Raw genomic sequence first — 26,414 nt, 5'->3', positions numbered from 1 at the left:
TTTAAAAATTAAACTTATAAATAACCTGGGGTTGGTTTTAACCCGAAACTGATTGAGCCTGCATTTTGTAAAGTCGCATCGCCCATAAATGCATGCTGAGTCACCACGTTGGTGTCATTTACAAAACGGCTAAATGGATTGTTGGTATAAATCGCTGTCATACCCGCGAGCATTTGTATTTTTCGGGTGACTTTGGCGCAAACTCGCGCTGCATGGGTACATGCCAAACGCATGTCACTGATCTGTTCAGCTGTTGCTTCACGACCAGCAATAATTTCATTCCAAACAATATCCATGGTTTGATAAAACCAAGATTTTGCAGCCTGAAACTCTGCATCAGCTTGAGCGAACTCATATTGAGTCACTGGACGGTTGGCAATTTCTGAACCGCCTGTAATAGATGCTTTACCCGGGGCTAATTTTTCAAATTCTTCTAATGCGGCAGCTGCAACACCAATACCCACCACGGTTAATACTTGCGTAGCTAAAGACAGTGACGGATATTTAAAAAATGGCTCACTTAGTTTCGAAGGTTCACCACGTACAAAGGTCCATTTCTTTTCGACTAATACATCTTCGACGACTAAGTCATGGCTTCCTGTACCTTTTAGGCCAACGGTGTCCCAAGTCATTTCGATTTTGGCTTTTTTGGCAGGCATCACTGCCATGCGTGGTAAGCCTTGCATTTCATTGTTTTTAAGCGGTGAAATCCCCACACCAACAATGTCCGCTCCCATACAACCGCTGGAAAATTTCCAACGTCCACGAACCACTACACCTTCATCGGTAATTTCAGCAGGTTGCGGTGGAAAAATACCTCCGGCAAACACCACATCTGGCCCGTTTTGGTACAATTCTTTCAGTGTATCTTCAGGCAAACTTCCTAAATACGCAGGGCTCATACCGAAACTTGCCACCCAACCGACTGAACCATCAGCTTTAGATAAAGTCTCGATCAACTCACAAAATTGCCGTGGAGACCATTCTTCACCGCCAAAACGTTTAGGCACCAAGGCACGATAAACACCAATCTGTTTAAGTTTTTCGATAATGTCTTGGCTCACGTAGGCCTGATTATCAAACTCACCTGCACAGGCACGCTCACGAATTTCTTGACACAAAGCGTCTAAGTCAACTGCTTTGTCTTGAGAAGCAAACTCCATTTTAGACAACTTATTCATCATCTAACTCCTTGTAATTTATTGCATTGCATCAACAAAAAATTTAGCTATAGCGCATAATTGCTCATCTTTTTGATGCTTTGATACGATCTGTAAGCCCACTGGTAAACCGTCACTGGTTTCAAGTGGCACTGAAATGGCTGGATGTCCTGATAAATTAAATGGTCGAACTAAAGCTGTAAGATTCAAAAAAGCGACAGTGTTTTTAGCTTCAGAAACTTTCGGTGGAATTTGTGGAAGTGTCGGTAAAACCAATGCATCATATTTTTCTAATAAAGCATCGAGTTCTTGAGTCAGTTGCGCTCTCACAACTTCGGCTTGTTTTACTTGCTCTAAAGTGGTGTGTGCTGCTTTTAATAAACGACCATTTACATCAGAACCAATTAAACCTGTTTTGGTTAACTCACCAAAAGCTTGCCAATTTTCATAATTAATAATCTGCATTCCTGCATCATAGGCTGCTTCAAAATGTTCAACTTTTTCTGAAGTGGTCTGTAAATTAGCTTTTTGAAGTGCTTGATGGATACAGTTCCAAACAACCTCATCTGCGCTTACATCGAGAACAGCAAGTTTTGGTGCACTAGTACATTCAGTAGGCTTGAAAGTTGGGTCAATAATTTGCATGGCTTTTTCAATCATCTCAATTGAATCTGCAAAAGGACCAACACAATCTAAAGAACTCGACGGCGGATATACGCCTTTGCGACTTACCCGACCAAAAGTCGGTTTTAAACCAAAAACTCCGCAACATGCAGCGGGCATCCGGATAGAACCGCCCGTGTCTGTGCCTAGAGTAAAGTCAGCTTGTTTTGCTGCAATAGCCGCAGCAGAACCACTTGAAGAGCCACCAGGAATAAGTTCAGGATATTTAGGATTAATGGGTGTACCAAAAGCGTGGTTAATGCCGGTAATGCCAAAAGCCAATTCATGCAAATTCGTTTTCGCAATAATTTCACAATCTGCTTGTAAAATGTTTTTAACGACCTCAGCATCATCCTGAGCAAGTTCAACATTTAATAAAGCTCGACTGCCAGCAATGGTTTTTAGACCTTGAATATCAATTGTGTCTTTCACCATGACCTTGAGCTTGCCACTTCCTTTATGCACTTCTTGACTAATAATATTCATTCACTTTTCCATGTATTTTTATCGATTAATTAAAATATCGGAAAATTTAATGGAATTGTCAAGTATTTTTTTATAATTTGTTCTCAAGGAAATATGCAAAATTTTGTTTATAATAGGATTACCCTTTTTTCACTAAGTTATTGCTTAGCTATGCTTGATCATTTAGAACAATTTCTTCCTAATAAAGAACCGTCGAGTATTCAAAATTTCCCTTTTTTTTGGGTTTCCCAAGTGAATGGAAAGTATTCACAACTGATTGAAAAATCAATAAAAAAGCTAGGTATTGATAATACACGCCGTAAAATTATTTTAAGCACTAATGCCCTTGGGGAAGCCAGTATTACCGACATTGCTAATCTTTCTACTTTAAAGTTAACAACGGCAACAAAAGCTGTATATCGCTTGGTAGAAGATGGAATTGTCGAGGTCTACTCTTCTACTTCTGATGAACGCATCTCGATGGTGAAATTAACGGCCAAAGGTATTGAGTTGGTTGAACAGATTAATCAGATTAGTGTGGTTACCTTGGCAGGCATCCTTAACGCTTTTTCAGAAGACGAGCTACATAATTTAAATAACCAGTTAAAAAAATTATTTGACCTGATGCCATCCAGTTAAATATTTCTCATTATGATAAATTAGCTTTCTTAGAGCAGTTAAAAATTTCTTTTTCTTTAGCTGCTCTTTCGTTAAAACAATAAAAATAAATAAAATCAATTTTTATATCACAAGCTTATCTATATATAATTACTTAACATACTTTTTAGGTATTCTAACATACTCAATAAGTAATGGAATTTTACATATAAAAAGAAAATAATAATTCCATGACCTTAAAAATCCCATTAACTCCTAATTGGGTTTAGACGCACTCTTCCGGTCTGTACGAGACCAAATTACTCATTTCTAGCCTATTTATTATTCTTATCTAAAAGGGGGAAATATCGAAAACTTTAGAGGAATAATAAAAGTTAGATATCAATTTCTTTAAGCGTTTTATACATAAGGATTAAGTGTATGAACCAAAGTAATATCGCTGTTGAAAGGACCCAGAAGAAAAGCAATGCATATGCATGGTATGTGGTCATACTTTGTATGTTGGCATATATATTTTCATTTATTGACCGCCAAATTCTGGCACTGATGATTGAACCCATCAAAGCAGACCTCCAACTTTCAGATACTCAATTTAGCTTATTACATGGCCTCGCCTTCTCACTGTTTTACGCGGTGATGGGTTTACCCTTAGCCTACATTGCTGACCGTTTTTCACGACCAAAACTAATTTCAATCGGGATTATTGTTTGGAGTCTGGCAACAGCAACTTGTGGTTTAAGTAAAAACTTTATTCAACTGTTCTTAAGCCGTATGGCGGTAGGTGTCGGTGAAGCGGCTTTATCTCCAGCTGCTTATTCAATGTTTAGTGACATGTTTAGTAAAGACAAACTAGGCCGCGCTGTTGGGATCTATTCAATTGGCGCTTTCTTAGGTGGAGGTATCGCCTTTTTAGTTGGTGGTTATGTGATTAACCTGCTTAAAGGCGTGACACTTATTGAGGTTCCTTTATTGGGTGCACTTAAAGCATGGCAAATTGCCTTTTTAGTGGTGGGTTTACCCGGCATTATTATTGGTTTGCTCTTTATCCTCACCGTTAAAGACCCTGCACGTAAAGGCCAGCAACTCAACCCAAATGGACAAGTTGACCAAGTTAAATTCACACAATGCCTTCAGTTTATTAAAAAACATTCGAAAACATTTGCTTGTCATTATTTAGGTTTTACCTTTTATGCAATGGCACTCTATAGCCTAACTAGCTGGACACCTGCATTTTATATTCGTAAGTTTCAACTCGCGCCGACTGAAACAGGCTATATGCTTGGTACCATTCTGTTAGTCGCAAATACATTAGGCGTATTTTGTGCAGGTTGGCTAAATGACTGGTTTATTAAAAAAGGGCGCCAAGATGCACCAATGTTCACTGGTGTAATTGGTATTGTTGGCCTGATTATTCCAATTGCATTTTTTACCCAAACAGATCAACTCTGGCTTTCAGTTAGCTTACTGATTCCTGCAATGTTCTTTGCATCTTTCCCTCTAGTAATTTCAGCAACTGCTTTGCAAATGTTAGCCCCAAACCAATTTAGAGCACGCCTTTCTGCCCTCTTCCTTTTGGTGAGTAACTTAATTGGGCTCGGCATTGGTACAACATTGGTGGCCATTATCACAGATAAAGTTTTTGGTAGTCCGTTAATGGTGGGTTCTTCTTTATCTATTGTAGGTGGTCTGTCGTGTGTACTGGCTCTAATTCTGCTTTTTAAAGGCTGTAAATTCTTTAGTGAAAGCATGAAGGTTGAAAAATTAAATTAATAGGTTTCACCAATTGCAAAAATGTACTCTCTAACTAAACGCTTAGAGAGTACTGAAATATTAGAAATTATTTAGTGCCGAGGACTGGCTTACACTTGGGAAATGGATTATGAAATTATTTCACCGTTTTAAACTACACACTTTAGCTGTTGCCACTTTATTACTGATGTGCAGCAACTCATGGGCCGCAAATCCAAATCAGCAAACTGAAGATGAATGGAAATTCACTTTAAAAAATGCCTATATCAACCGTGATTTTGATAATGATGCCTTAAAAGATACCGGCAGTTGGTCTCAGGCAGCGTCATTATTTTATAAATCGAAAATGCATGACACCCCGTTAGTCATAGCAGATAAGCCAATCACGATTGGGGCCGATACATCTGTTCAATACGCCGTGCGTTTAAGTTCAGACAAACACGTGGCAGATACTGTTTTGCCTTTTAATAAAGAGACACAATCTCAGGCATCAGACTATTTAAAATACGGCGCGACTTTAAAGCTAGGTTATGACAAAACTCTTTTAAGTGTCGGTGAACTCTGGCTCGATTTACCTGTCACTGCCGTAGATGCGAGCCGACAATTACTTACTTCATATTGGGGAACTAACCTTAAGTCGCAACTTTCAGATCAACTTTATGCAGAAATTGGTCGGGTTGAAAAAGTGTCTCCCCGAAATGAAGAAGACTTTAAAAAGTTTTCTTTCACATCAAATGGAATTACTAAAGAATCTGATGGCCTTAACTACATTGACCTGCGCTATCAATTTACGCCGTCTTTAAAGGGCGAATATTACTTTGGTAATTTGGAAGACCTCTACAACAAACACTATGTGGGGCTGGAACATACGTGGAAACAACCAACTTTTGCTCTAACTTCCAAATTTAAATACTTCAATGCGAAAGATGACGGTAATACTTTTAATATTGATGCCCAGAACATTGGGTTACTTGAAACCGTCAAAGTAAAAAACCATACCTTTGGTTTGGGTTACCAACAAATTATTGGAGAGTCGGCTTACCCACTACCGGATGGTTTCTTACCAGAAACCTATTTCATTAACTGGAATGCCACCGGCTTCTTTAAAGAAGATGAAAAGTCTTACCATGTCATGTATGGCTACGATTTTAAAGACTATGTACCGGGTTTAAATGCGATGGTGAAATATGTTTACGGCAATGACTTTAAAGCAGCAAATGGTGAAAAGAACCATGAAACCGAGTCAAACGTTATTCTAAACTATGCATTTCAGCAGCCATTCTTAAAAGGCGTGGCTCTACAATATATTCGTATTGATTACAATGTAAAACACGGCAATGACTTTGGTGAAGATCGTTTATTTGTTAATTACACCAAAAAGTTCTAAATAAATATTACCCCCTAATTTTAGGGGGTATTTTTTATCCTAATTTATTGACCAACTTTAAAGGCAAAACCTTCATGGCAATACTCATGGGTAACCACGGCCACTGTGGCACATAAGCTTTTACAGGTTGCTTTTCGATCGCTTTGACCAAAGCTTTACATCCTGTTTTGGCATCTACTTCAAAAGGTAAATGTTTAGCACCTTCATTCATTTCTGTGCGAATGTAACCCGGGAAAATTGTAGAAACTTTAATTGGCGTATCCAGTAATTCAGCACGAATACCTTCAGCCAAGTGAGCAACCGCAGCTTTACTTGCCGCATAGGTCGATAAATGTTTTGGTAATCCGCGCATCGCACTCATGGATGACATCACCACCAAATGACCTGCATTTTGCGCTCTAAAAATTTCAATCGCTGCCTCACACTGTGCTAAAGCAGAGATAAAGTTTGTTTCGGCCGTGGCTCTATTAATCTCAAAATTACCTTTACCAATACGGCGACCATTTCCAACTCCCGCATTTACGATAATTCGGTCTAAATAGCCAAATTCTTGTTTAAAGGCACGAAAAACTTCAAAAACCTGATCGTAATTGGTAACGTCCAGACTTTTCGCAATTACCTTAATACCGTACTGATTTTCTAGTTCGGTTTTTAAAGTCTCTAATCGGTCTAAACGGCGTGCACAAATCGCTAAGTTATAACCTTTGGCTGCAAATTCATGCGCCATACCTGCGCCTAAACCAGAACTTGCACCTGTAATTAAAATTGTCTTTGCCATGCTTTTATCCTTATTTTTAAATCCATGTCAGTAAATCTGGACGCTCAGCTTTTATAAAATGATGTTCATTTAAACTTAAAACCTGAGCTTCATTTCCAACCAACCGCAAAGTCGTGAGACTTGTATTAGCAATTGCCCAATTCAACGCAAAAGTTCGATTGGGGCTAAGTTCAAGCAATTTGCCGATTGCAACAGAAATCACACCACCAGATGTAAAAACAATTGCATAGCGAGGTTTGGTTTTTGCTAACTCATCACAAAGTTGCTGCAATGCTGTTTCGACTCTTTCTTTAAAGTGTGGCCAAGACTCATCATATTCATGATGAAAATCTCCATCTGTCCATCGTCCAATTGCGCCTTCAAATATTTTGGCGAGATAAGCGCGAGGATTCTGTTCTTGTGCTACGTCAGCTTTTAACAACTCAGGCTGTTCAAAACGTGGCTCATAACGTGCAAAAACCTGTTGGTGGTTAAACTCATTCCATAAATTATTATGATGAATTACTGTATCTGGGAAGCATTCATTAAGTGCAAGTTGTGCGGTTTGTTCATGACGCTGCATGGTTCCTGCAACCACATAAGGTTGTTCTTTCAATATTTGCTTAAAATATTGTCCTAATAACGTCGCTTGAGCCTCACCATTTTCAGACAGTTCATCATAGTTACTTTTACCAAATGATGCCTGCCCATGTCTTACCAGATAAATTGTGGTCATTTTCTTAAAATACCCTGTATTTTCTGTAGAGATTGCTGAGCAAATTCAGATTCTTGGAGTTTTTGTTGCGCGATAAGTTTTAAAGCTCGAATATGTAGCGCATGAATGACAATCCAGAAATCTTTAAAAGCAGGATTTCGAGTTTGTTTATGGTAATAGCGATAATAGATTTGCTGGGCAATCACTGCTAAACGGAATACACCGAAGACTTCATAAAAAGCCCAGTTCTGAGGCTCCAGACCTGTTTTTTGCAAATAATATTCAACGACTTCTTTACGAGAGAACATTCCCTTTAGATGAGTAGGCTGACGGCGCGTCGATCTAAAAATCATATTATCCGTAGGTTCCACCCAATAGGCCAAAGCGCTACCCAAATCCATTAATGGATCACCCAAAGTCGCCATTTCCCAATCCAACACACCAATCACTTCTGTTGGGTGCTCTGGATCTAAAATCACATTATCAAAACGCCAATCATTGTGAATAATACAAGTCGTAGAGTCTTGAGGGATATTATCGTTTAGCCATTTTCGAACATATTTAAATGAAGGAACGTTAATAGTACGGACTTTTTCATAGCGTTTATCCCAACCTTCAACTTGTCTACGGCAATATCCTGTACCTTTGCCTAGTTCAGCTAAAGGGGTGTTCTCATATGGAACTTGATGCAGCTCAATGAGCTTATCAATAACGTTTACACAAAGTTGATGAACATCTTCTTCATTAAAACCAAGCTCAGGCGGTAATTTTGCACGAGGAATAATACCTTCAATGCGTTCCATGACATAAAAATCACAGCCAATGACCGACTCATCCTGACAAAGTGCCACCATTTTAGGAAGCACCGGATAATACGGTGCAAGGTTTTTCTGCACCATATATTCACGGGCCATATCGTGGGCCGACTTCGCTTTTGTTCCTTTAGGAGGACGTCGTAAAATTAAATCGGTATTTTCATATTTTAAACGATAAGTCCAATTCGACGCACCGCCCGTATATTGAGTAACAACTGCTGGACCAACCAGCTCAACATCTTGGTTCTTTAACCAATTTTCAACTGCCCCAATATCAAGTTCTTCACCTTCACGTACTTCACCGCCTACATCAATTACCGACATATTTATTTCCTTTAAACTTATACTTTCTTATGACGACCATAACCACGTTTGGCTAACTCTAATTTGGCAATCATGCCTTTATGCACTTCATCCGGACCATCAGCTAAACGTAAACTGCGTGCTTGGGCAAAGAAACCCGTTAATGGCGTATCTCTTGAAACACCTGCACCACCATGTAGCTGAATCGCCATATCGACTACTTTTTCTAAAACGCTTGGAGCGACTACTTTAATTGCAGATATTTCTGTTAAAGCAGCCATATTTCCTAAAGTATCCATTTTATAAGCAGCATACAAGGTTAAAAGTCTAGCTTGATCTATGGCTACCCGTGCATCGGCTACGCGTTCGAGGTTTCCACCAAGTTTTAAAATTTCTTTGCCAAACGCCATTCTAGACATGCCTCTATCAATCATCAGTTCTAGTGCTTTTTCAGCAGCCCCGATACAGCGCATGCAATGATGAATACGCCCTGGCCCTAAACGCCCTTGTGCAATTTCAAAACCTTGACCCGCTCCACCAATAAAGTTTTCAATAGGTACTCGAACATTATTAAAGTGAACCTCACCGTGTCCATGTGGCGCATCGTAGTCGCCAAACACAGGTAACATCCGTTGAATCTCCACACCCGCCGTATCAATCGGTACTAAAACCATAGAGTGTTGATGATGGCGGTCTTTGGTTTCATCTGGAGTATGGGCCATAAAAATAATGACTTTAGCATTTGGGTCACCTAAACCAGACGACCACCATTTTTTGCCATTTAAAACAATTTCATTACCGTCGATGAGTGCAGTCGCTTGCATATTGGTTGCATCGCTTGAAGCCACATCTGGTTCAGTCATACAAAAAACAGAGCGAATTTTTCCGTCCAATAAAGGCTGTAACCATTGTTGTTTTTGCTGTTCATTACCATAGCGCCATAACACCTCCATATTTCCGGTATCCGGTGCATTACAGTTAAAAACGGTAGGTGCCAATAAGCTGCGGCCAGTCAATTCAGCAATATGCGCATATTCTTGAACAGTTAACCCAGCACCCAACTTTTCATCGGGTAAAAACATATTCCAAAGACCGGCTTGTTTAGCTTTAGTTTTCAGAGTTTCTAACAGTTCAGGCCACTGCCATTTTTTCCAGTTTCCATCTGGATTTAACTCATGAACCTCTTCCCAAAATTTTGCTTCGCTAGGTTCTATTTCTTCTAAAATAAATTTTTTTGTTCGCTCAGCAAAATCTTGAGCCTTCTTTGAAAGTTCAAACATTCTTTTTTCCTTCACATCATTATCTGGTCTTTACATCAACATAACTTGAAACTTAATATGAATGAAATGATTTTATTAAATAACATCTCATGAATAATATTCATAACCTACATGGCCTAGACCTAAGTTTTTTCCACCGGATTGATATCAATTTATATCCGCTTTTTATCGCGATTTATGAGCAAAAAAGTATTTCAAATGCGGCAAGTAGCCTTAATATTACGCAGTCAGCGGCAAGTCATGCTTTGCAGCGGTTACGTCAGCAACTTGAAGATGATGTATTTATACGAGTAGGCAATAAAATGTCTGCCACTCCTTTTGCCGAGCAGATTTACCCAACTGTTAAGCAAGCACTTTTAACCATTCAAAATATTAGCCAGCAGAAGCATGTGTTCGATCCAACAAGCTTAAAAAACTTAAAAATCGCCGTGCATGATGAAATTGAGCCAATTATTCTTCCAAGACTGGCTCAACATTTTCAAAATCTTAATTTAGATTTGCAGTTTGTGAGTATGAAGCTAGATCGAAAACATATTATGACTGACTTAGCGACACAGCAGCTCGATTTCGTGATTGACCTAGAACAATATTTATCACCCAAAATTACCTTTGATCATTTGGTAACAGACGAGTTCGTCATTTGCAGTCAACTTAAAGAAGTCGATTTATCTACTTACATCAGTGGTCGGCATATTGGTGTTTCCTCACGCCGTACGGGCGCTTTACTTGAAGATATTTATTTAAATCAACACCAAAAAATTTCAAGAAATGTATTTATGCGCTGTCAAAACTACTCAACAGCGTTACAAGTTTTGGGAGCTCAAGCCGACGCAATACTTACTATGCCTCGAATGATTTTGCAGCATTTGTCTTATAGTGCTGCAATTCGCTTACATTCTCTGCCTTTTGAGATAACCAATATTAAAATGGGTATGTTTTGGCACGAAGATTTAAGGGATAATTTAAGGCATCAATTTTTGCGACATGAAATCATTAAACTTTTTCAGTAAAGCAAATTGATCTACTAAGCTTCTATCGTACAAGGATCAGTAATGAGTAAAGATGAACGGATAATCCAGAATCAGGACAACAAAAAAACGATTCGTCATGAAGATTACATTGCTGGCATTGGTAAAGGCATGGCGATTTTAGATAGCTTTAGTAGTAATCAACATCGTTTAAACATTTCTATGGCAGCCGAAAAAACTGGACTCACCCGAGCGGCAGCAAGACGTCATTTATTAACATTAGAATATTTAGGATATCTTGAGTCAGATGGCCACTATTATTATTTAACCCCAAAAGTTCTTAAATTTTCAGGAGCTTATTTAGGTGCGGCTCAGCTTCCGAAAGTATCTCAACCTTTATTAAATCTGTTAACTAACCAAACCTCTCTTATTTATTCAGTGATGGTACTTGATGGTTATGAAGCCATTACCATTGCCCGTAGTGCAGCCCATCAACAAACTGACCGTGTAAATCCATATGGTTTGCACTTGGGTAATCGCTTGCCTGCTCATGCAACCTCAGCTGGAAAAATTTTACTGGCACATTTAAGCCAAGAAGAACAATTAGACTGGCTCCAAAAATATCCACTTCAGCGTCTAACTAAATATACGCATGTCGAAAATGATAAATTTTTAGAGTTATTAAAAGAAATTCGAGAACAAGATTGGTGCTATTCGCGTGAAGAACACGAATTAGGCGTTCATGCGCTCGCCGTACCGATTTATGGGCAAGACTTTAAAGTGGTTGCAGCTCTAAATATTGTTTCTCCGACCATGAAAACAACTGAAGAATATTTAGTTCAACACATTTTGCCGCTATTGCAAGAGACGGCGCGCGATTTAAGACAAGTTCTCTAAATTTTGCTTAGGCTATTTTCATAAGATTAATTTTTTGCTTAGGCTATTTTAATAAGTGAAATGATCGGAATATATGCTTAGGCTATTTCTAAAAATAATTAAATGGGATTTTTAAATAACGGATACCATTCGCTTCAGGTTCCGGAAAATTTCCACCATTCATATTAATTTGAATTGAAGGCAAAATTAATTTTGGCATTGCCAAAGTAGCATCTCTTTCTTGACGCATTTTGATGAATGAGTTCTTGGAAACTCGTCGATTTAAATGAATATTGCTTTGCTTTTGAGTTTTTATATCTGTTTGACAGATATATTCATCACGGCCTTCGGGCTTATAGTCATGGCATAAGAACATGCGCATGTCGTCAGGAAGTGTATAAAGTTTTTGTACCGAATCATAAAGCTCAGCAGCACTTCCTTTAGGAAAGTCGCATCTGGCCGAGCCATAATCGGGCATAAATAAAGTATCACCTACAAAAACAGCATCAGCAATCACATAGCTTAAGCAAGCGGGCGTATGCCCTGGTGTAGGAATGTTATAGGCTTCTATCTCTCCTATTTTGAAATGTTCATAATCATCAAATAAATAATCAAAAGGCTGATTTTCGTTAAATTTCTTAAAATCAAAATTATAGATAGCAGAAAATGTTTCTTGTACTACTGAAATTTTTTGACTAATTGCAATTGTACCGCCCAATTTAGATTTTAAATATTGAGCCGCAGTCATATGGTCGGCATGTACATGGGTTTCTAAAATCCATTGTACTTTGAAGTTTTGAGCCAAGATATAATCAATAATCAGATCAGCATGAGTTGTTTTTGTAGTGGCCGATGCGGCATCGTAGTCAAGCACGCTATCAATAATAGCGCATTGACGAGTCGCTAAATCCGCAACAACATAGCTGAAAGTATTGGTATTTTCATCAAAAAAATCTTTTACTAGAGGTTGTTGCATAGGTTTAATTTCCTTTATTTAAAATTCGATAAATAAACATTCCTAATAACATTGCGACAATAAAATAAAGCGCTTCAAAATGTCCTAATCCAATAAGTGTTAACGCGGGCGCTGGACATATGCCTGCTATTCCCCAGCCTATACCAAAAATAAAAGCGCCTACAATTAACCTTTGGTCAATCTGCGTATTCGTTGGTAATTGAATTTGTTCATTAAAGAGTGTTTTAGGGCTTTTTATAGCCTTTTGAAAAGGGATAAATGCCACAGCAATAGCCCCCAACATTACAAACATTAAGCTGATATCCCATTGCCCAAAGATATCTAGAAAACCTAATACCTTTTCTGGATTAGACATGCCAGAGATCATTAAACCCAATGAAAATAAGCTACCAAATAAAAAAGCAAAAATATTTTTCATAAGATTACCCCAACACATGACGAATGATATAAACCGTTAACATGCCAGCAAACATAAAAACTGCTGTCGCAATCATCGAGCGTTTTGATAGCCTGCTCATACCACAAATACCATGACCGCTTGTACAACCCGACCCTAACCGTGTTCCAAAGCCCACAAGTACGCCTGCTAAAATAAGGGCAAATATATTGGCTTTAATTTCAATTTCAGGCTGATAAAAATAACCATATATGAAAGGTGTAATCACGAGTCCCGCAATAAACCAGAATGCCGAACTCTTAAAGGTGTCTTTAGTAGGATTGATGACTTGAGCAAGCAAACCACTAATTCCGGCTATACGGCCATTTATATATAAATACCCAACTGTTGCAATGCCCAGTAGCAAACCACCTAAGAAAGCATAGACAATATTTGACATATAACTACTCTCATCAATATATGTTTTTATAATATGTATTATACGCTGATTCTTTTAGAAATACTTAAAATAAAACTCTTAAGTATATAATTCGTCTTAACAAGAAAAAGCCCCAAGATTTTGGGGCTTTTATCATTAAATTAGATCTTTAATGCCTAACTGTTCAGGTAACTTTTCCATAACTTTATTCAATCTATTATTTGCTGGAGAGATACAACCTGTGTAATGGCTTAATTTTGTTTCAGTACCATTTGGTTGAATCCAAGTAATGTAATAGCTAGACATATCGGTCGCTGTTTGCTGGCAACCTGCAGTTTTTGATTGAGTTCCTGTTTGAGGACGATAAGTTTTTAAATCCTTTGCAAGTTTTTGATAATCTTTTACGCTACCTTGTATTTCTTTAACACCAATTGCTTTTGTATATTGCTTACCTTCAAAGCGAATTAAACCCGTAGGTGTTACTTCTACAGAATAAATCGGACATGCACCAAAGCATGGGCTAGAAGCATAGCGTATTGTCTCTTGTGTATTCGGTGCTTGCTGAACAGAAGCACAACCCATCAAGGCTAAACCAGATAAAGTTGCAAGAACCAAAAATCTCATTACATCACCTATTATTATCAAGTGGCTTTAATTTATCAAATCATACACTTCTTGTCATTAAAGACTATTTTTTGTGATTTATTCATTATTTAACTTTTAATTTTGCTTAGGCTATTGAGCAGAATTAAAAAATCATTTTGTTTCACCCATAAAAAAAGGCCCATCTTTCGATGAGCCTTAAGCTAATAAGAGCTTAAATTCCTGAAATACAAATTATTACTGGGTAGTAATAATCTGCGTCGATCATTCTAGCTCAACCTAATAAATTATATAAATATAATATAAATATATATTTATGCTCGTTTTTCCTACAAAAAAAACCTAATTTTTAAGATTAAAAACCTAATAATGTTTATTTCTAATTAAAATTCACAACCTTAAGTTAAACAAAACTTAATAAAAGTTAAGTTTTTATTTATAGGTAAAACATTATAAGAAAATGGTCAATCATTAGACTATATCTAGCGTTCAGGATGAAATGACCATAAGGCTATCTTAAGTTTAGCAACAACATCAAGCACTTTTTTACTATTTGGTAAAGCTATCTAGTTAAAAATATAGAAATTACTTTTATCATTTTATACAAAAAATATATTAAATATAAAGACAAAAGAGAAATACTCTCTTTTGCCTAACTTAATTATTGTTCTAAACTATAAGCGATCACATAATCACCATGATCAGGTGATTGACGTGCTCCACCTGCGGTAACAACTACATACTGTTTACCTGTTTTAGGTGAAACATAGCTTATAGGTGTTCCTTGGCTACCTACTGGCATACGTGATTTCCACAGTTCTTTACCTGTAGATGAATCAAATGCACGTAAGTAGTAATCTTGTGTAGCAGCAAAGAAAACCAAACCACCTTGAGTTGCCATCGGCCCGCCAATTGTTGGCATACCGATCGGTGCTTTTAAGCCCATCTTAATTCCCATAGGCCCAGTATCTTCTACTGTACCTAATGGTACCTGCCATGCAACCTGACGAGTTTTCAAATCAATCGCAGTCATGGTACCAAATGGCGGTTTTTGACAAGGAATACTTAGTGCTGACATAAAGCGGTTTTTATTCACTTTATATGGTGTACCTTTCATTGGTACAGCACCCATACCTGTATTTACCTTCTCTCCACCATTCGCCTGAATCTTAATATCTTCAGGAGTTTGCTCCATCAATTGAATCCATAAGCCAAGGCGCATATCGTTCACGAACATATAACGATGAGTCGGGTCAAAAGCGATGCTACCCCAGTTCATGCCGCCCAAAGAGCCTGGGAAGCTTAATGATACATCAGTACCCGGTGCAGTAAATAATCCTTCGTAACGCATTGACTTAAAGTTAATACGGCACATGAGCTGATCAAACGGCGTAGCACCCCACATATCCGACTCAGTTAAAGTCTGATTACCAATTTGAGGCATTTCAACTGAACGTGGTTGAGTTGCGCTGTATTGCTCACCCGGAATATTCGCAGCTTTAACTGGCTGTTCAATTACTTTAGTCAAAGGTTTACCCGTTACTCGGTCAAGAACAAAGAATTGACCTGATTTGGTTCCAATGACAACAGCTGGTTTAGTCGTACCATCTTTTAATGGGAAGTCAACCAAACTCGGTTGCATTGGTAAATCAAAGTCCCATAAATCATTATGAACAGTTTGATATACCCACTTCTCTTTACCGGTTGTTGCATCAAGTGCTAATACAGAAGAATTATATTTATGATCTAATGGATTACGATTCCCCCCCCAAACATCTACTGATGAACTACCCATAGGTAAAAACACCGTATTCATTTGCGGATCATATGACATTGCAGCCCATGAGTTTGCCGAACTACGTTTATAGGTTTCACCCGGTTTAAGAACATAGTTCGGGTTTGGATTACGCGGGTCAAATGCCCAGCGAAGTTTACCCGTAATCACGTCATAACCACGGATAACACCACCCGGCATATCTGCGGCCACGTTGTCGGCAATACGGCTACCCACCACAATGGTTGTTCCAGCAATAGTCGGTGCAGAAGTCACTTCAAAACGTGGAGCTTTTGTTCCAGCACCAAGACCTTCTAGCAAATCAACCGTTCCATTTACACCAAAATCAGCACAGCGCTGACCGTTATCTGCATTCACTGCAATTAAACGACCATCAGGTGTATTAGTATATACACGGCGTGGACATGCTGTATTGGTTGCAACCGCAGTTACTGCATTTGCACCAGCTAAAGTTGGTTGTACAAGCGGTTTAGTTGAATCAAAGTATGCAACACCGCGGCAACGTTCCCAAGCATCGGCTGTAGAGTTCACCTCAGCTTTCCAGAGTTGCTTGCCCGAGTCGGCATCTATCGCAAAAATGTTGTTATGTGGTGTACATAAAAACACTTTATTTCCAACTTGTAGCGGAGTCATTTGGTCTTCAGCCCCATTACCGCTCCCCGTTGTAAAGTCGCCCGTTCTAAAGCGCCAAGCTTCTTTTAATTTATGAACGTTATCTCGGTTAATTTGATCGAGAGCAACAAAGCGGCTACCACCTGCATCATTACCATAATTTTCCCAATTTACCTGTTTTTTTGCAGGATCAACTGGTACTAGAGGTAGTTTTTCACCTGAACTTGCTACTGTTGGATGCGGTTGGAACATTTGATAGAGCGCAATCAACATACCTACAACAACTAGTCCACCTATAGCATAGGATGAAGATGCCAAGCTCGTTTGAAATTGGTAACGTCGAATTGAAGGTAAGGTAAATAACAACGCAGCAAAAAGACCGGCAGGAAACATTAAGCGCGAAAATAGCGGCCAAAATTCCCATCCAGCATCAACAAATGACCAAATTACGGTACCAACAAAAACAGCCGCAAAAATCCAGACACCCAGTGCTTTTTTACGGAAAATACTAATTGCCGAAATGGTTATAAACAGTCCTGAGATAAGGAAATACCAAGAACCACCAAGAGATACTAGCTTTCCGCCACCTACGATATAAAAAACACCAGTAGCCAATAAAACTAGACCTAATATAAAACACCATATTTTGAATAAGATATGAAACTTAGAATCTGATTCAGACATAGATCCTACTCCACATATACTGAACCCGAATAGTTCAAGCATTTGGGCCAGTTAAACTATGTCTAACCAGCCATCAATATTGTTAAAAATTGACTTTCACACTAAGACCAGCCACCCAAGCATCATCAACTTCTTTTACACCAGCAGGTTGATGAATATATTGGATGTTTGGACGTAACATGACGGCCGGAGACCATTGATAGGTATAGTTCAACTCGACATTTAGTTCGTCGTCTTGAATTGGAATATAGTCAGATGCAATCGAATCATAGCTGTAATATCCACGACTTTCATTTGTTGCGATCTGTTTATCTTTAGCACGGTCATTAACTACATAATTGGCTATACCAAAACCAATCGAATCATTTGGACGGCTATCAAATGGCCCCTTATACCAAAGAGCAAGTTGTTGCGTACTTTGAACAAAAGTCGTTGCCTTATCATTTACAACGCCATTAAAACTTACATATAAACCGCGTTTCGGATCTTCGCCTTTATTCGTCAGTTGTTGTTGTACATTAATCCAGAAACTTTGTTTCCCGTCATGCACTTTACCCGCAGTTTTAATATCATTTGCTTCGGCGGTTGAATACAGTGCACCTACTTTATATTCACCCGGCAAGCGATTAAAGGCAGCAAGTTTTGGTTTCCATGCAAGTTCAACTGGTATGGTGGCGCCCTTCACATTGTTCATATCCAGATTAAAACCATCACTATTTGATTCGGTTTTAATGTTGTCTGGATTGACCTCATACACCCCCAATCCCAAAGTCCATTCAGGCGCAAACTGATATTTAACGTTTGTCGCCCAAACACCTACTGGTGAGTTATACCAAATTGAACCGATTGATTTTCCTAGTTGTCCACCGCAAAGCAATAAGTTCTGAAATTCACATTGAGAACTATTAAAGTCTTCTGACATTCCCATACGGCCAAATTTGACCTGTACAGTATTATCGATAAAACCCTTCTTCACCCATGCTTGAGATAAACGCCAGATTTTACCGCGACCATAAATCTCTTGAGCATTACCCAATTGGCTAGAACGTGGGTCTTTAATACGCTCGAGAGTTAATGCATTACCATCACGTTTGGTCACGATTACGCTTGCTGTTGTATCTTTCCATCCAGCAATTTTTTCTAAATCTAGGTTTGCACCTAAAGAAAGTTGTGCAGCATTTTCAAAAGTATTGCTGTCGTTGTAACCACCATCTAAATTTGTGGCACTTTGGCTCATAATAGAAGCTGTAAATTTATAGCCCTGCTGCTCTAATTGCTGGCGTTTTCCATTCCAGTCACCTAGCAACCATTGACGGTCTTGTGACCAAGGCTCATTCGCGAGCGCAAATTGGCTACCTAATACAGCGAGCGTTAAAACACTCAATTTCATTAAATTTGGCATTTCAAGTCCCTTTTATCATTTCTATGCTGCGCCTCATATGAGGCGCTTTCCTTATTGTTATTTAACACTTGTAAAACCAAGCTCAGAAGTTGCGCCAAAACGATCAGTAATATTCGCTGTAATTGAGGCAACTTTTACAGACGGCTTCCAATTCGCTTTTGCGATCCCTTGTGCATCTGTAGCAACAGTTATTGCTCCTAAATATTGCTCAGCTTCTTTTGATGACGCATTTTGATTACCAAAAAATTCAACTTGATAGCGTTGATTTGGCAAGCCATTGACTTCTACAGCAACTGAACCTTTATTTGCAGTTAATTTAGGAGCTTTAATACCCTGATTAGGTTGAGCATTACAGCCTTGTTCATTTGGCTGAGTACATGTTTTTTGTTGTTTAGATGGGTCAACAACCACACCGCCACCACGAGAACCTACAAATCCGGCATGCTCAAGTGCAGGCACAGCAAATACAATTGCACCCAAACGCTGATCTGGTACACATGAACCACCCGCTTCACAGCGTTTAATATCTTTACCATTGTCCCAAATCAGGTTTTTAGTCAATGTAATTTTTGCATTTGCATCTTTTTCAGAACGGATGGCTACACCAATACGATTACCATGTACTTTATTACTATCAAGAATATTGCCATCACCCGTCATGTTGAAACCAATCGAGTTATTGGTCATTTCGTTGTAGGCAATATAGTTACGCTTACCCCAGTTGATCTGTAAGCCATCTGAATAGTTTTCGAATTTATTACCAACTACCGCATTATCATTACCCCACAAAATTTCAATACCTTGTGATGGTTCTGGGTTTGCTTTGGTTGAAACAAAATGGTTATTCGCAATTAAGTTAAACGCAGCACCACGTGTCAGCTCTAGACCATCACCATTGTCTTGGAAAATATTGTCTAAAACTTTGTTGTTATTGGTCGTGGTTGCGGTTGGGTTACCTTGACCATCATCACCAGTGAGCATGACACCAGCACCGCCGTAGTTATTACTAATACGGTTATGTTAGATGAGGTTATTGCTCGAGCGGTTAATCAATACCCCAATACAGAAGCGATGAATGTCTAAACCTTTTAAAGTGACATTGTTGACGTCACGTAGTACCAATCCCGGTAAAGTCATAGTACGTACATTGGTGCCGTACTGCTCAGGGTTTGCACCGGGACAAGCTTTCGCCCCTTCGCCTTTAATATAATTTGAACCATCAATTGCGATGTATTCGCCAGTTTTATCCCACTGTGTACCAATGATTTTGACAGGTGCTTTAATTTCAGGAAGTGCACTATTTAATTTAATCGCATAAGGCGCTTTGCCTACTGCTTGAATCAAAATGTCGCTAGCTTCGCTTGGGTTTGCATTGGCTTGTTCAATTGCCCAGCGTAAAGAGCCTTTATTGCTATCGTCTTGATAACGATCAACAACATAAGTTTGTGCTGCCGCTACTCCTGAAACCATCAAACCTAATGCAAGAGTAGTTAAACGTAATGTATTCATTTCATCATATCCTTATGATTTATGGGTTTGTTGGTTGAACGGTTTGTAAAATCTGTTTGAGCTTGGTCACATCAATTTGACCCGGTGCAGAAGCCTGACCAATCATGCCAAAGCTATAACTTCCGCCCATATTGCCAGTCGCAACACGAGAAATCGTACCTAATTGCCCCATTGACATCGTCAATAAAGGTTTAGTGGTTTGCTGGCTTACCTTTAAAGTTGCGTTCATTAAAGTGAAAACATCTTGTTTAGATTTTGGCATTACGGCAATTTTGAGAATATCTGCACCCATTTGATCTTGTTTTAATAAGCGTTTTTCAATTTCATCTTGGCTTGGTGTTTTTTGGAAGTCATGATTAGACATGACAACGAGCACTTTCTTTTGATGTGCTTTTTGAACAATGTCTAAAACTACTTTTTGATCACGGAACATTTCAACATCTAACCAGTCCATGAACGGACTCTTTAAGTAAGCCTGATAAGTCTTACCATAATCCACATCACTAATTTCAAGCTGGCCACCTTCGTTTTTGGTACGAATTGTGGCGATCATTGGTTTATTGCCTAAAATCTTTTTTAACTCATGACCCAAGGCAATCACTTGTTTTGTATCACTCGCGAAACTGAGTAAATCGATACGAAACTCTGCCAAATCAGCATCTGCTGTATTTGCAATGACCTGAGCTTGTGCCAAAGCTTGTTCTTTGGTTTTTGCGGTAATCGGAACAATCGTTTTAACGGCTGTAGCGGCAGGTTGTGTTTGAGCGGCTAAAGCAACAGGTTCAGCATTCACCTGTGCTGTAAAAAATGGGAGTGCAAGCAAACTTAGGCTTAATAATGCTTTCATGTTCATATGGTTCATCCTTAAAAAGGCTACACGCATCCTTGAATAATCAGGTGTAGCCTTAGGTATTTCTTAAATGTCAAAAAATACAGTTTCGTCATCGCCTTGAATGCGAATATCAAAGCGGTAAACAACTTCACCATTTTCTTCAAAACGTTTCGCAATAAGTGTTTGGCGACGTGGTGCCCACTCAATGCTATTTAGAATCGGGTCGTTGGCATTTGCTTCAGCTTCATCTTCAAAATAAACTCGTGTATGAAGACCTAAGTTAATACCGCGAGCGAAAATGACTAATGCAATATGAGGTGCTTGAGTTGAACCTTTACGGCCTGCTGTCGCGCCCGGCTTAATTGTATTAAAGCTCCAAACACCCGTTTCAAAGTCTGCACCTGTACGGCCCCAACCTTGAAATGCCTGGTCAGCTTTTTGCTCACGCGTATCTGCCTGACTTGGATAAATACCATTCGCATCGGCTTGCCAAATTTCGATCAGCACATCGCGTAGCGGTAAACCTAATCCGTCAAACACTTGGCCTTCAAGACGAATACGCTCACCTTTGGTCTGATCTTGTACTAACTGGTTATTAAAGTTGTTTTCAAATACTTCAATATTTGCTTGTTGTGGCAATAAGCCAATGTGAACGTAAGGTCCACCTGTTTGAGATGGAGTTTCTTTTAGTTCCTGAAAATTCCAGTTATTCATGCTCGTGCTCCCGATTAAGTCAATTCATTTTCGAAGTAAGTCGCTCGACGGCCACGTAAAGTGATGTCAAAACGGTAACAACGGCTATCAGCTTCGATAAAGTTGTTTTTATCTTCTAGTGCAATCAAGGCACGACGTTGATCTTCAGAAGGAATCGTTTTTAAGATTGGGCAAGTGTCAATGAGCGTATCGCCTTCAAAATAAAACTGCGAAATTAGGCGCTGAGCCCAACCATCAGCAATTAAAGAGAAATGAATATGTGCAGGACGCCATTCATTAATACGGTTACGCCATGGGTACGGACCCGGTTTAATGGTACGGAAAATATAAAAACCGTTTTCATCAGTTAAGGTACGACCACAACCACCAAAGTTAGGATCCATTGCACCAATAAACTTGTCGTTTGGATGACGGTAACGGCCAGAAGCGTTGGCCTGCCATACTTCTAGAAGTGCATTTTTTACAGGACGACCAAATTGGTCACGAACATAGCCATGAACAATGACACGCTCACCAATTGGCAAACCATCTTTGGCATAGTTCAAAATCAAATCATTATCTTTCGGGCCAAACAGATTTGAAGAAAAATGCGGTGCAGTAACTTCAGTTAAAGTCTCATTAATTGAGATCAATGCATTTTTTGGCGAACGTAATACACTTGTTTTATAACCTGGCGTATACGCTGGTGGATGATCATCTGTATTACGTTGGGCGTAGGCACCCCAGCTATGTTGTGACATCTTTATCTCCTTAATCCTGTTCTTTCGCTGCAATTGGGTTTACTTCTATCCCCAACTCTTTAAAGACTTCTTCAGCCATATGCATTGCAGCGTTTGCAGCAGGTAAACCTGCATAGAGTGAACTGTGTAAGATCAGCTCTTTTAAATCTTCTTTAGTTACGCCATTGTTAAAGCAAGCACGTAAATGCATGCGTAGTTCGTCTTCACGACCAAGCGCCAATAAAATTGCGATAGTGACTAAACTACGTGTATGACGCGGTAAGCCTGGACGAGACCACACCTCACCCCATGCATAACGGCTAATAAAATTTTGAAAATCTTGGTTAAAGTCATTCAGATTTTGCAAAGACCGACCAACATGCTTTTCACCCAAAACTTCAGTCCGCACCTCAATGCCTTGTTTATAGCGTTGTTCATCATTCATTGTGATAGACCTCTATTAAGTTGCATCGGTATGCGCAACAATTGATTTAACAAATACAGCAACAGCCGCAGCAGTCGCTGGAATTAGTAATAAACTAAGAATGGCGGTAAACGACCAATCATTACCGAGTAACACAGCACCAATCCAAGCACCAAATACTGCACCGAAGCGTCCAATACCAGTCATCCAAGACACGCCAGTTGCACGGCACTGCGTTGGATAGAAACGAGCGCTTAACGCAGGCATTGAAGATTGCGCACCGTTAATTGCGATACCCGCACAAAGCACCAATACTGCAAGTAATGTTGAATTTCCTAAGCTTTGACCAACAGCAATCGCAAATAGACCTGCAGCAAAGTAGAAAATAGCAATCACTCGGTTCGGGTTGAATTTGTCCATCGCCCAACCAATAAACAAGGCACTTACCACACCACCGAACTGGAACAATCCACCGATAAATGCAGCACGCTCCATTGAGGCACCTGTTTCACGCATAAGCGTTGGTAACCAGCTTGTAAGCAAGTAAACAACCACGAGCCCCATGAAATAGATCAACCAAAGTAAAAGTGTTCCTTTTGCATATGGTTTAGAAAACATAATTCCAAAGACATTTTTCTTTTGAGCTGTTTCAGTTTTCTCTTCAGGTACGTGAAATCCAGTCGCATTTTGGATCTGAGCTGGCGCAATATGATTTAAGATTTTGCGTACTTTTTCAGGATTCTTACCTTTCACAATTAAAAAGCGGTAAGACTCAGGTAAAACTAAAATCACTAAAATCATTAAGATCAAAGGTGACCAGCCGCCAAGTAAAAATAGACTGTGCCAACCATAAGTCGGGATCAGCCAACTACTGATAAAACCACCAGTTGCCATACCTAAGTTATAACCACAGAACATACAGGTCACGAGCAGTGAACGAATGCGAGTTGGACAGTATTCAGAAAACAACGTAGTGGCATTTGGCATCGCTGCACCAAGCCCAATACCTGTCAAAAAACGTAAAACAACAAGACTATCTAAGTTGGTTGCATAAGCAGAAGCTAAGGTAAAACCACCAAATACAAACATTGAAATAGCTAGAACAATTTTTCGCCCAAAGCGGTCAGCTGTTGGGCCAGAAACCAAAGCGCCAATAATCATTCCACCAAGTGCAGCACTCATTACTGGACCTAACTGAGAGCGATCAACTCCCCAGTCTTGTGCCAAAGCTGGTGCAATAAAACCCATTGCAGCAGTATCAATACCATCAGTAAAAATAATTAAGAAACAGATGATTGCGATCATCCATTGATACTTACTGAGTGGAGCATCATTAATTAATGCTTGAGCATCGATACTTTTATTTGGTGCAGCGTAATCCTGAGACGCCATATTTGCCTCCTTAAGGCCAATTCCTTTTAAATCACTAAGCTATTAGATTTGCTGAATAAACCTAGTCAATTCCTGAGTAAATCTTTGCGGTTGCTCAATATTAGAAAGATGAGATGCTTCCAATTTAGCAATCTGACTATTGTTGATAGCGCACTGCATAAACTCAGCATCTGCTACTGTAGTTACTGGATCTTCTGTTCCCGCAACCAGCAGTACCGGAATTTGGATTTGTGCAATTTCATCTCTTAAATCGGCATACGCTAAAGCACGACATGCATTTGCATAACCTTGTGCCGGTGTGTTTGCAAGACTTTGAATCGTCGTCTGCGCAACAACATTATGTTGATAGTCGAATTTTTCACTGAACCAGCGGGTATGCGTGGTTTTTACCAACTCAGCTAAACCATTTTGTTCTACCGAGTCAGCACGACTCAACCAAGCCTCCGCCTGACCAATTTTGGCTGCCGAGTTCGCAACAGTAATACTTAAAAAGCGCTCTGGATGATGAATACCCAACCAAAGCCCAGTAATTCCACCCATTGAAATGCCACAAAAATGAGCTTTTTCAACACTCAAGGCATTTAAAATATCAACCACATCTTCAGCTAAGTTTTGCAATGTGGTGCCACTAACTACATCACTTTCACCATGACCACGTGTGTCGTATGTAATGACATTAAAATGACTTTTTAATTCACTTACCTGTGACTGCCACATACCATGGTCTGTGCCTAATGAATTAGAGAACACAAGCACAGGAGCATCTTTTAAACCGTCAATATAAACAGCTAGCTGTTTTCCTTGGCGATTGCTAATAGTCTGTTTCAATTTGACTCTCCTTGTGCTTCCTGCAAAACTGCATCAATCTGTTGCTGAATATTGCCCAAATAGTTTTCCGGTTTGAAAATATCCCGTATTTCTGCTTGGCTAAACTGTCCTTTCACTTCTTCTAGTTGGCTAACAACATCAAACAAATGCTGGTTTTGTGCTACCGCTGTTTTACATGCAGCTTCAACTAAATGATGAGCATTTAAACGTCCAATTTTAGGAGCAAGTGCCATCATTACAGCTTCTGCCATAATCAATCCATTCGTACATTCAAGATTCTGTTGCATATGCTGAGCATTAACTTCAAAACCTTGTAAGACTTCACCAGTACGACTTAATGCTCCAGCACAAAGCTGAAAGATTTCTGGAACTGCTAACCATTCTGCATGCCATGCACCTAAGCTACGCTCATGTTCCTGCACCATACTTTGATAGATGCTAGACATAAGTGCTGGTACACGATTCGCCGCAGCTAATACGGATGCTGCTGCGACTGGATTACGCTTATGAGGCATAGTCGATGAACCACCACGCCCCTTGGCGGTTGGCTCAAACAACTCTGCAATTTCAGTTTGCATCATCAGTGACCAATCCCGTGCCATCTTGCCCGTATTCCCGACAATCATGCCAAGCACACTTGCAATTTCTACAATACGATCGCGCTCACCATGCCATGTGCTTGTCGGTACAGTCAGATTCAGTTGCTTCGCAAATGCATTAACCACAAGTGAACCTTGATCTTGCAAAGAAGCTAATGAACCCACAGCACCACCTAACTGAGCAGTCAGTACACGTGACTTCATAGCTTGAATACGGTCTAAATCACGTTTAAATGCAGAAGCCCAACGAGCAAGTTTATGCCCCAAAGTAATGGGTAAAGCTTGCTGTAACCATGTACGCCCAATCATGACTTGATGGCGATATTGCTTGGCTTGCTGTAATGCAGTCGCATAACATTGTTGAAGTTGAGCTTCCACAATGTTCAACGCATCACGACATTGCAAAATACAAGCTGTGTCTAAAATATCCTGACTCGTTGCACCCCAATGCACATAACGCGAAGCATCTTCATCAACATCTTTAACAATTGCTGTAAGCTGTTTTACAAATGGAATTGCGATATTTCCAGCTAAGCCAGTTGCGACAGCCAAAGCTGAAAAGTCAAACTTTTCTATTGCCTGCTCAGCTACTTGGGCAATTGTATTAGCCGCATTTTGAGGAATCACACCAACTTTTGCCTGTGCTTGAGCTAACGCAACTTCAACCTGAATCATATATTTGATTAAAGATGAGTCACTAAAGATGTCAGTGACGTCTTTTTGATAAAACAAGCTGGCATATAACTGGCTCATG

The 26,414-nt window shown here is 39.4% G+C and carries 24 protein-coding genes and 1 pseudogene; 5 read left to right on the top strand and 20 right to left on the bottom strand.

Translation table 11 applies throughout. The features are described from left to right. Window positions 1–14: 14 nt before the first annotated feature. Window positions 15–1,163: an acyl-CoA dehydrogenase family protein gene (locus tag HJG58_RS10185; protein ID WP_170248854.1), complete on the bottom strand. Its 1,149-nt coding sequence runs from the start codon at window positions 1,161–1,163 to the stop codon at window positions 15–17. A 36-nt stretch (window positions 1,164–1,199) separates the two neighbouring features. After that, on the bottom strand, window positions 1,200–2,309 hold the full coding sequence (locus tag HJG58_RS10180; RefSeq protein ID WP_170248773.1) for an amidase: 1,110 nt from the start codon (window positions 2,307–2,309) through the stop codon (window positions 1,200–1,202). A gap of 150 nt (window positions 2,310–2,459) precedes the next feature. On the opposite strand from HJG58_RS10180, the gene HJG58_RS10175 reads away from it, so the two are divergent. From HJG58_RS10175 to HJG58_RS10165, 3 genes are all read left to right on the top strand, one after another. Next, a complete protein-coding gene (locus HJG58_RS10175; protein ID WP_000884020.1) occupies window positions 2,460–2,927 on the top strand; it encodes a MarR family winged helix-turn-helix transcriptional regulator in 468 nt (155 codons plus the stop codon). Window positions 2,928–3,326: 399 nt separating this feature from the next. Next, window positions 3,327–4,676 carry a spinster family MFS transporter gene (locus tag HJG58_RS10170; RefSeq protein ID WP_017481019.1) on the top strand — a complete coding sequence of 450 codons (1,350 nt, stop codon included), beginning with the start codon at window positions 3,327–3,329 and terminating at the stop codon, window positions 4,674–4,676. A gap of 109 nt (window positions 4,677–4,785) precedes the next feature. Then, window positions 4,786–6,042 carry an OprD family outer membrane porin gene (locus HJG58_RS10165; protein WP_170248772.1) on the top strand — a complete coding sequence of 419 codons (1,257 nt, stop codon included), beginning with the start codon at window positions 4,786–4,788 and terminating at the stop codon, window positions 6,040–6,042. A gap of 34 nt (window positions 6,043–6,076) precedes the next feature. Here the strand turns inward: HJG58_RS10165 and HJG58_RS10160 are convergent, their stop codons facing one another. From HJG58_RS10160 to HJG58_RS10145, 4 genes are read right to left on the bottom strand one after another with little or no spacing between them, the layout of a single operon-like run. After that, window positions 6,077–6,820 carry an SDR family oxidoreductase gene (locus HJG58_RS10160; RefSeq protein WP_001140455.1) on the bottom strand — a complete coding sequence of 248 codons (744 nt, stop codon included), beginning with the start codon at window positions 6,818–6,820 and terminating at the stop codon, window positions 6,077–6,079. Window positions 6,821–6,836: 16 nt separating this feature from the next. Further along, a complete protein-coding gene (locus HJG58_RS10155; RefSeq protein WP_017481016.1) occupies window positions 6,837–7,535 on the bottom strand; it encodes a histidine phosphatase family protein in 699 nt (232 codons plus the stop codon). Further along, on the bottom strand, window positions 7,532–8,653 hold the full coding sequence (locus HJG58_RS10150) for a phosphotransferase family protein (RefSeq protein ID WP_086265676.1): 1,122 nt from the start codon (window positions 8,651–8,653) through the stop codon (window positions 7,532–7,534). Before HJG58_RS10150 ends, HJG58_RS10155 begins: the two co-directional genes overlap by 4 nt. 17 nt (window positions 8,654–8,670) lie before the next feature. Further along, a complete protein-coding gene (locus tag HJG58_RS10145) occupies window positions 8,671–9,912 on the bottom strand; it encodes an acyl-CoA dehydrogenase family protein (RefSeq protein ID WP_170248771.1) in 1,242 nt (413 codons plus the stop codon). A gap of 89 nt (window positions 9,913–10,001) precedes the next feature. Here HJG58_RS10145 and HJG58_RS10140 point away from each other — a divergent pair, with 89 nt between their 5' ends. Further along, window positions 10,002–10,922, top strand: coding sequence for a LysR family transcriptional regulator (locus HJG58_RS10140; protein WP_170248770.1), 921 nt, complete (start codon window positions 10,002–10,004; stop codon window positions 10,920–10,922). Window positions 10,923–10,964: 42 nt separating this feature from the next. Next, window positions 10,965–11,777: an IclR family transcriptional regulator PcaU gene (pcaU, locus tag HJG58_RS10135; RefSeq protein WP_086265678.1), complete on the top strand. Its 813-nt coding sequence runs from the start codon at window positions 10,965–10,967 to the stop codon at window positions 11,775–11,777. Between the two features lie 88 nt (window positions 11,778–11,865). Here the strand turns inward: pcaU and HJG58_RS10130 are convergent, their stop codons facing one another. The 14 genes and pseudogenes from HJG58_RS10130 to HJG58_RS10065 all read right to left on the bottom strand — a co-directional run bounded on the left by HJG58_RS10130 (window position 11,866) and on the right by HJG58_RS10065 (window position 26,413). Beyond that, on the bottom strand, window positions 11,866–12,732 hold the full coding sequence (locus HJG58_RS10130) for an MBL fold metallo-hydrolase (RefSeq protein WP_170248769.1): 867 nt from the start codon (window positions 12,730–12,732) through the stop codon (window positions 11,866–11,868). Window positions 12,733–12,736: 4 nt separating this feature from the next. Beyond that, a complete protein-coding gene (locus HJG58_RS10125; RefSeq protein WP_032003759.1) occupies window positions 12,737–13,150 on the bottom strand; it encodes a YeeE/YedE family protein in 414 nt (137 codons plus the stop codon). Between the two features lie 4 nt (window positions 13,151–13,154). Beyond that, entirely contained in the window at window positions 13,155–13,568 is a 414-nt protein-coding gene (locus tag HJG58_RS10120) for a YeeE/YedE family protein (protein ID WP_170248768.1), read from the bottom strand. A gap of 135 nt (window positions 13,569–13,703) precedes the next feature. Then, window positions 13,704–14,162: a DUF6438 domain-containing protein gene (locus tag HJG58_RS10115; RefSeq protein WP_170248853.1), complete on the bottom strand. Its 459-nt coding sequence runs from the start codon at window positions 14,160–14,162 to the stop codon at window positions 13,704–13,706. A gap of 649 nt (window positions 14,163–14,811) precedes the next feature. Next, a complete protein-coding gene (locus HJG58_RS10110; protein ID WP_170248767.1) occupies window positions 14,812–17,241 on the bottom strand; it encodes a glucose/quinate/shikimate family membrane-bound PQQ-dependent dehydrogenase in 2,430 nt (809 codons plus the stop codon). A gap of 82 nt (window positions 17,242–17,323) precedes the next feature. Then, entirely contained in the window at window positions 17,324–18,643 is a 1,320-nt protein-coding gene (locus HJG58_RS10105) for a carbohydrate porin (RefSeq protein WP_170248766.1), read from the bottom strand. Window positions 18,644–18,700: 57 nt separating this feature from the next. Then, window positions 18,701–20,152: pseudogene (locus tag HJG58_RS10100) on the bottom strand (NosD domain-containing protein). 19 nt (window positions 20,153–20,171) lie between these two features. Continuing rightward, a complete protein-coding gene (gene aroD / locus HJG58_RS10095) occupies window positions 20,172–20,999 on the bottom strand; it encodes a type I 3-dehydroquinate dehydratase (protein ID WP_170248852.1) in 828 nt (275 codons plus the stop codon). Between the two features lie 69 nt (window positions 21,000–21,068). After that, a complete protein-coding gene (gene pcaG / locus HJG58_RS10090; protein ID WP_170248765.1) occupies window positions 21,069–21,698 on the bottom strand; it encodes a protocatechuate 3,4-dioxygenase subunit alpha in 630 nt (209 codons plus the stop codon). Between the two features lie 14 nt (window positions 21,699–21,712). Next, window positions 21,713–22,438: a protocatechuate 3,4-dioxygenase subunit beta gene (gene pcaH / locus HJG58_RS10085; RefSeq protein ID WP_000077913.1), complete on the bottom strand. Its 726-nt coding sequence runs from the start codon at window positions 22,436–22,438 to the stop codon at window positions 21,713–21,715. Between the two features lie 10 nt (window positions 22,439–22,448). Next, window positions 22,449–22,862, bottom strand: coding sequence for a 4-carboxymuconolactone decarboxylase (pcaC, locus tag HJG58_RS10080; protein WP_000997505.1), 414 nt, complete (start codon window positions 22,860–22,862; stop codon window positions 22,449–22,451). A 15-nt stretch (window positions 22,863–22,877) separates the two neighbouring features. Then, on the bottom strand, window positions 22,878–24,233 hold the full coding sequence (locus tag HJG58_RS10075) for a 4-hydroxybenzoate transporter PcaK (protein WP_170248764.1): 1,356 nt from the start codon (window positions 24,231–24,233) through the stop codon (window positions 22,878–22,880). A 42-nt stretch (window positions 24,234–24,275) separates the two neighbouring features. Next, on the bottom strand, window positions 24,276–25,061 hold the full coding sequence (pcaD, locus tag HJG58_RS10070; RefSeq protein ID WP_170248763.1) for a 3-oxoadipate enol-lactonase: 786 nt from the start codon (window positions 25,059–25,061) through the stop codon (window positions 24,276–24,278). Next, a complete protein-coding gene (locus HJG58_RS10065) occupies window positions 25,058–26,413 on the bottom strand; it encodes a 3-carboxy-cis,cis-muconate cycloisomerase (RefSeq protein WP_170248762.1) in 1,356 nt (451 codons plus the stop codon). Before HJG58_RS10065 ends, pcaD begins: the two co-directional genes overlap by 4 nt. Between the last annotated feature and the right edge of the window lies 1 nt (window position 26,414).

This window comes from Acinetobacter geminorum (assembly GCF_013009345.1).
Lineage (GTDB): Bacteria > Pseudomonadota > Gammaproteobacteria > Pseudomonadales > Moraxellaceae > Acinetobacter > Acinetobacter geminorum.
The sequence above is the reverse complement of the archived record's forward strand: the minus strand, read 5'-3'. Positions and strand labels throughout refer to the sequence as shown.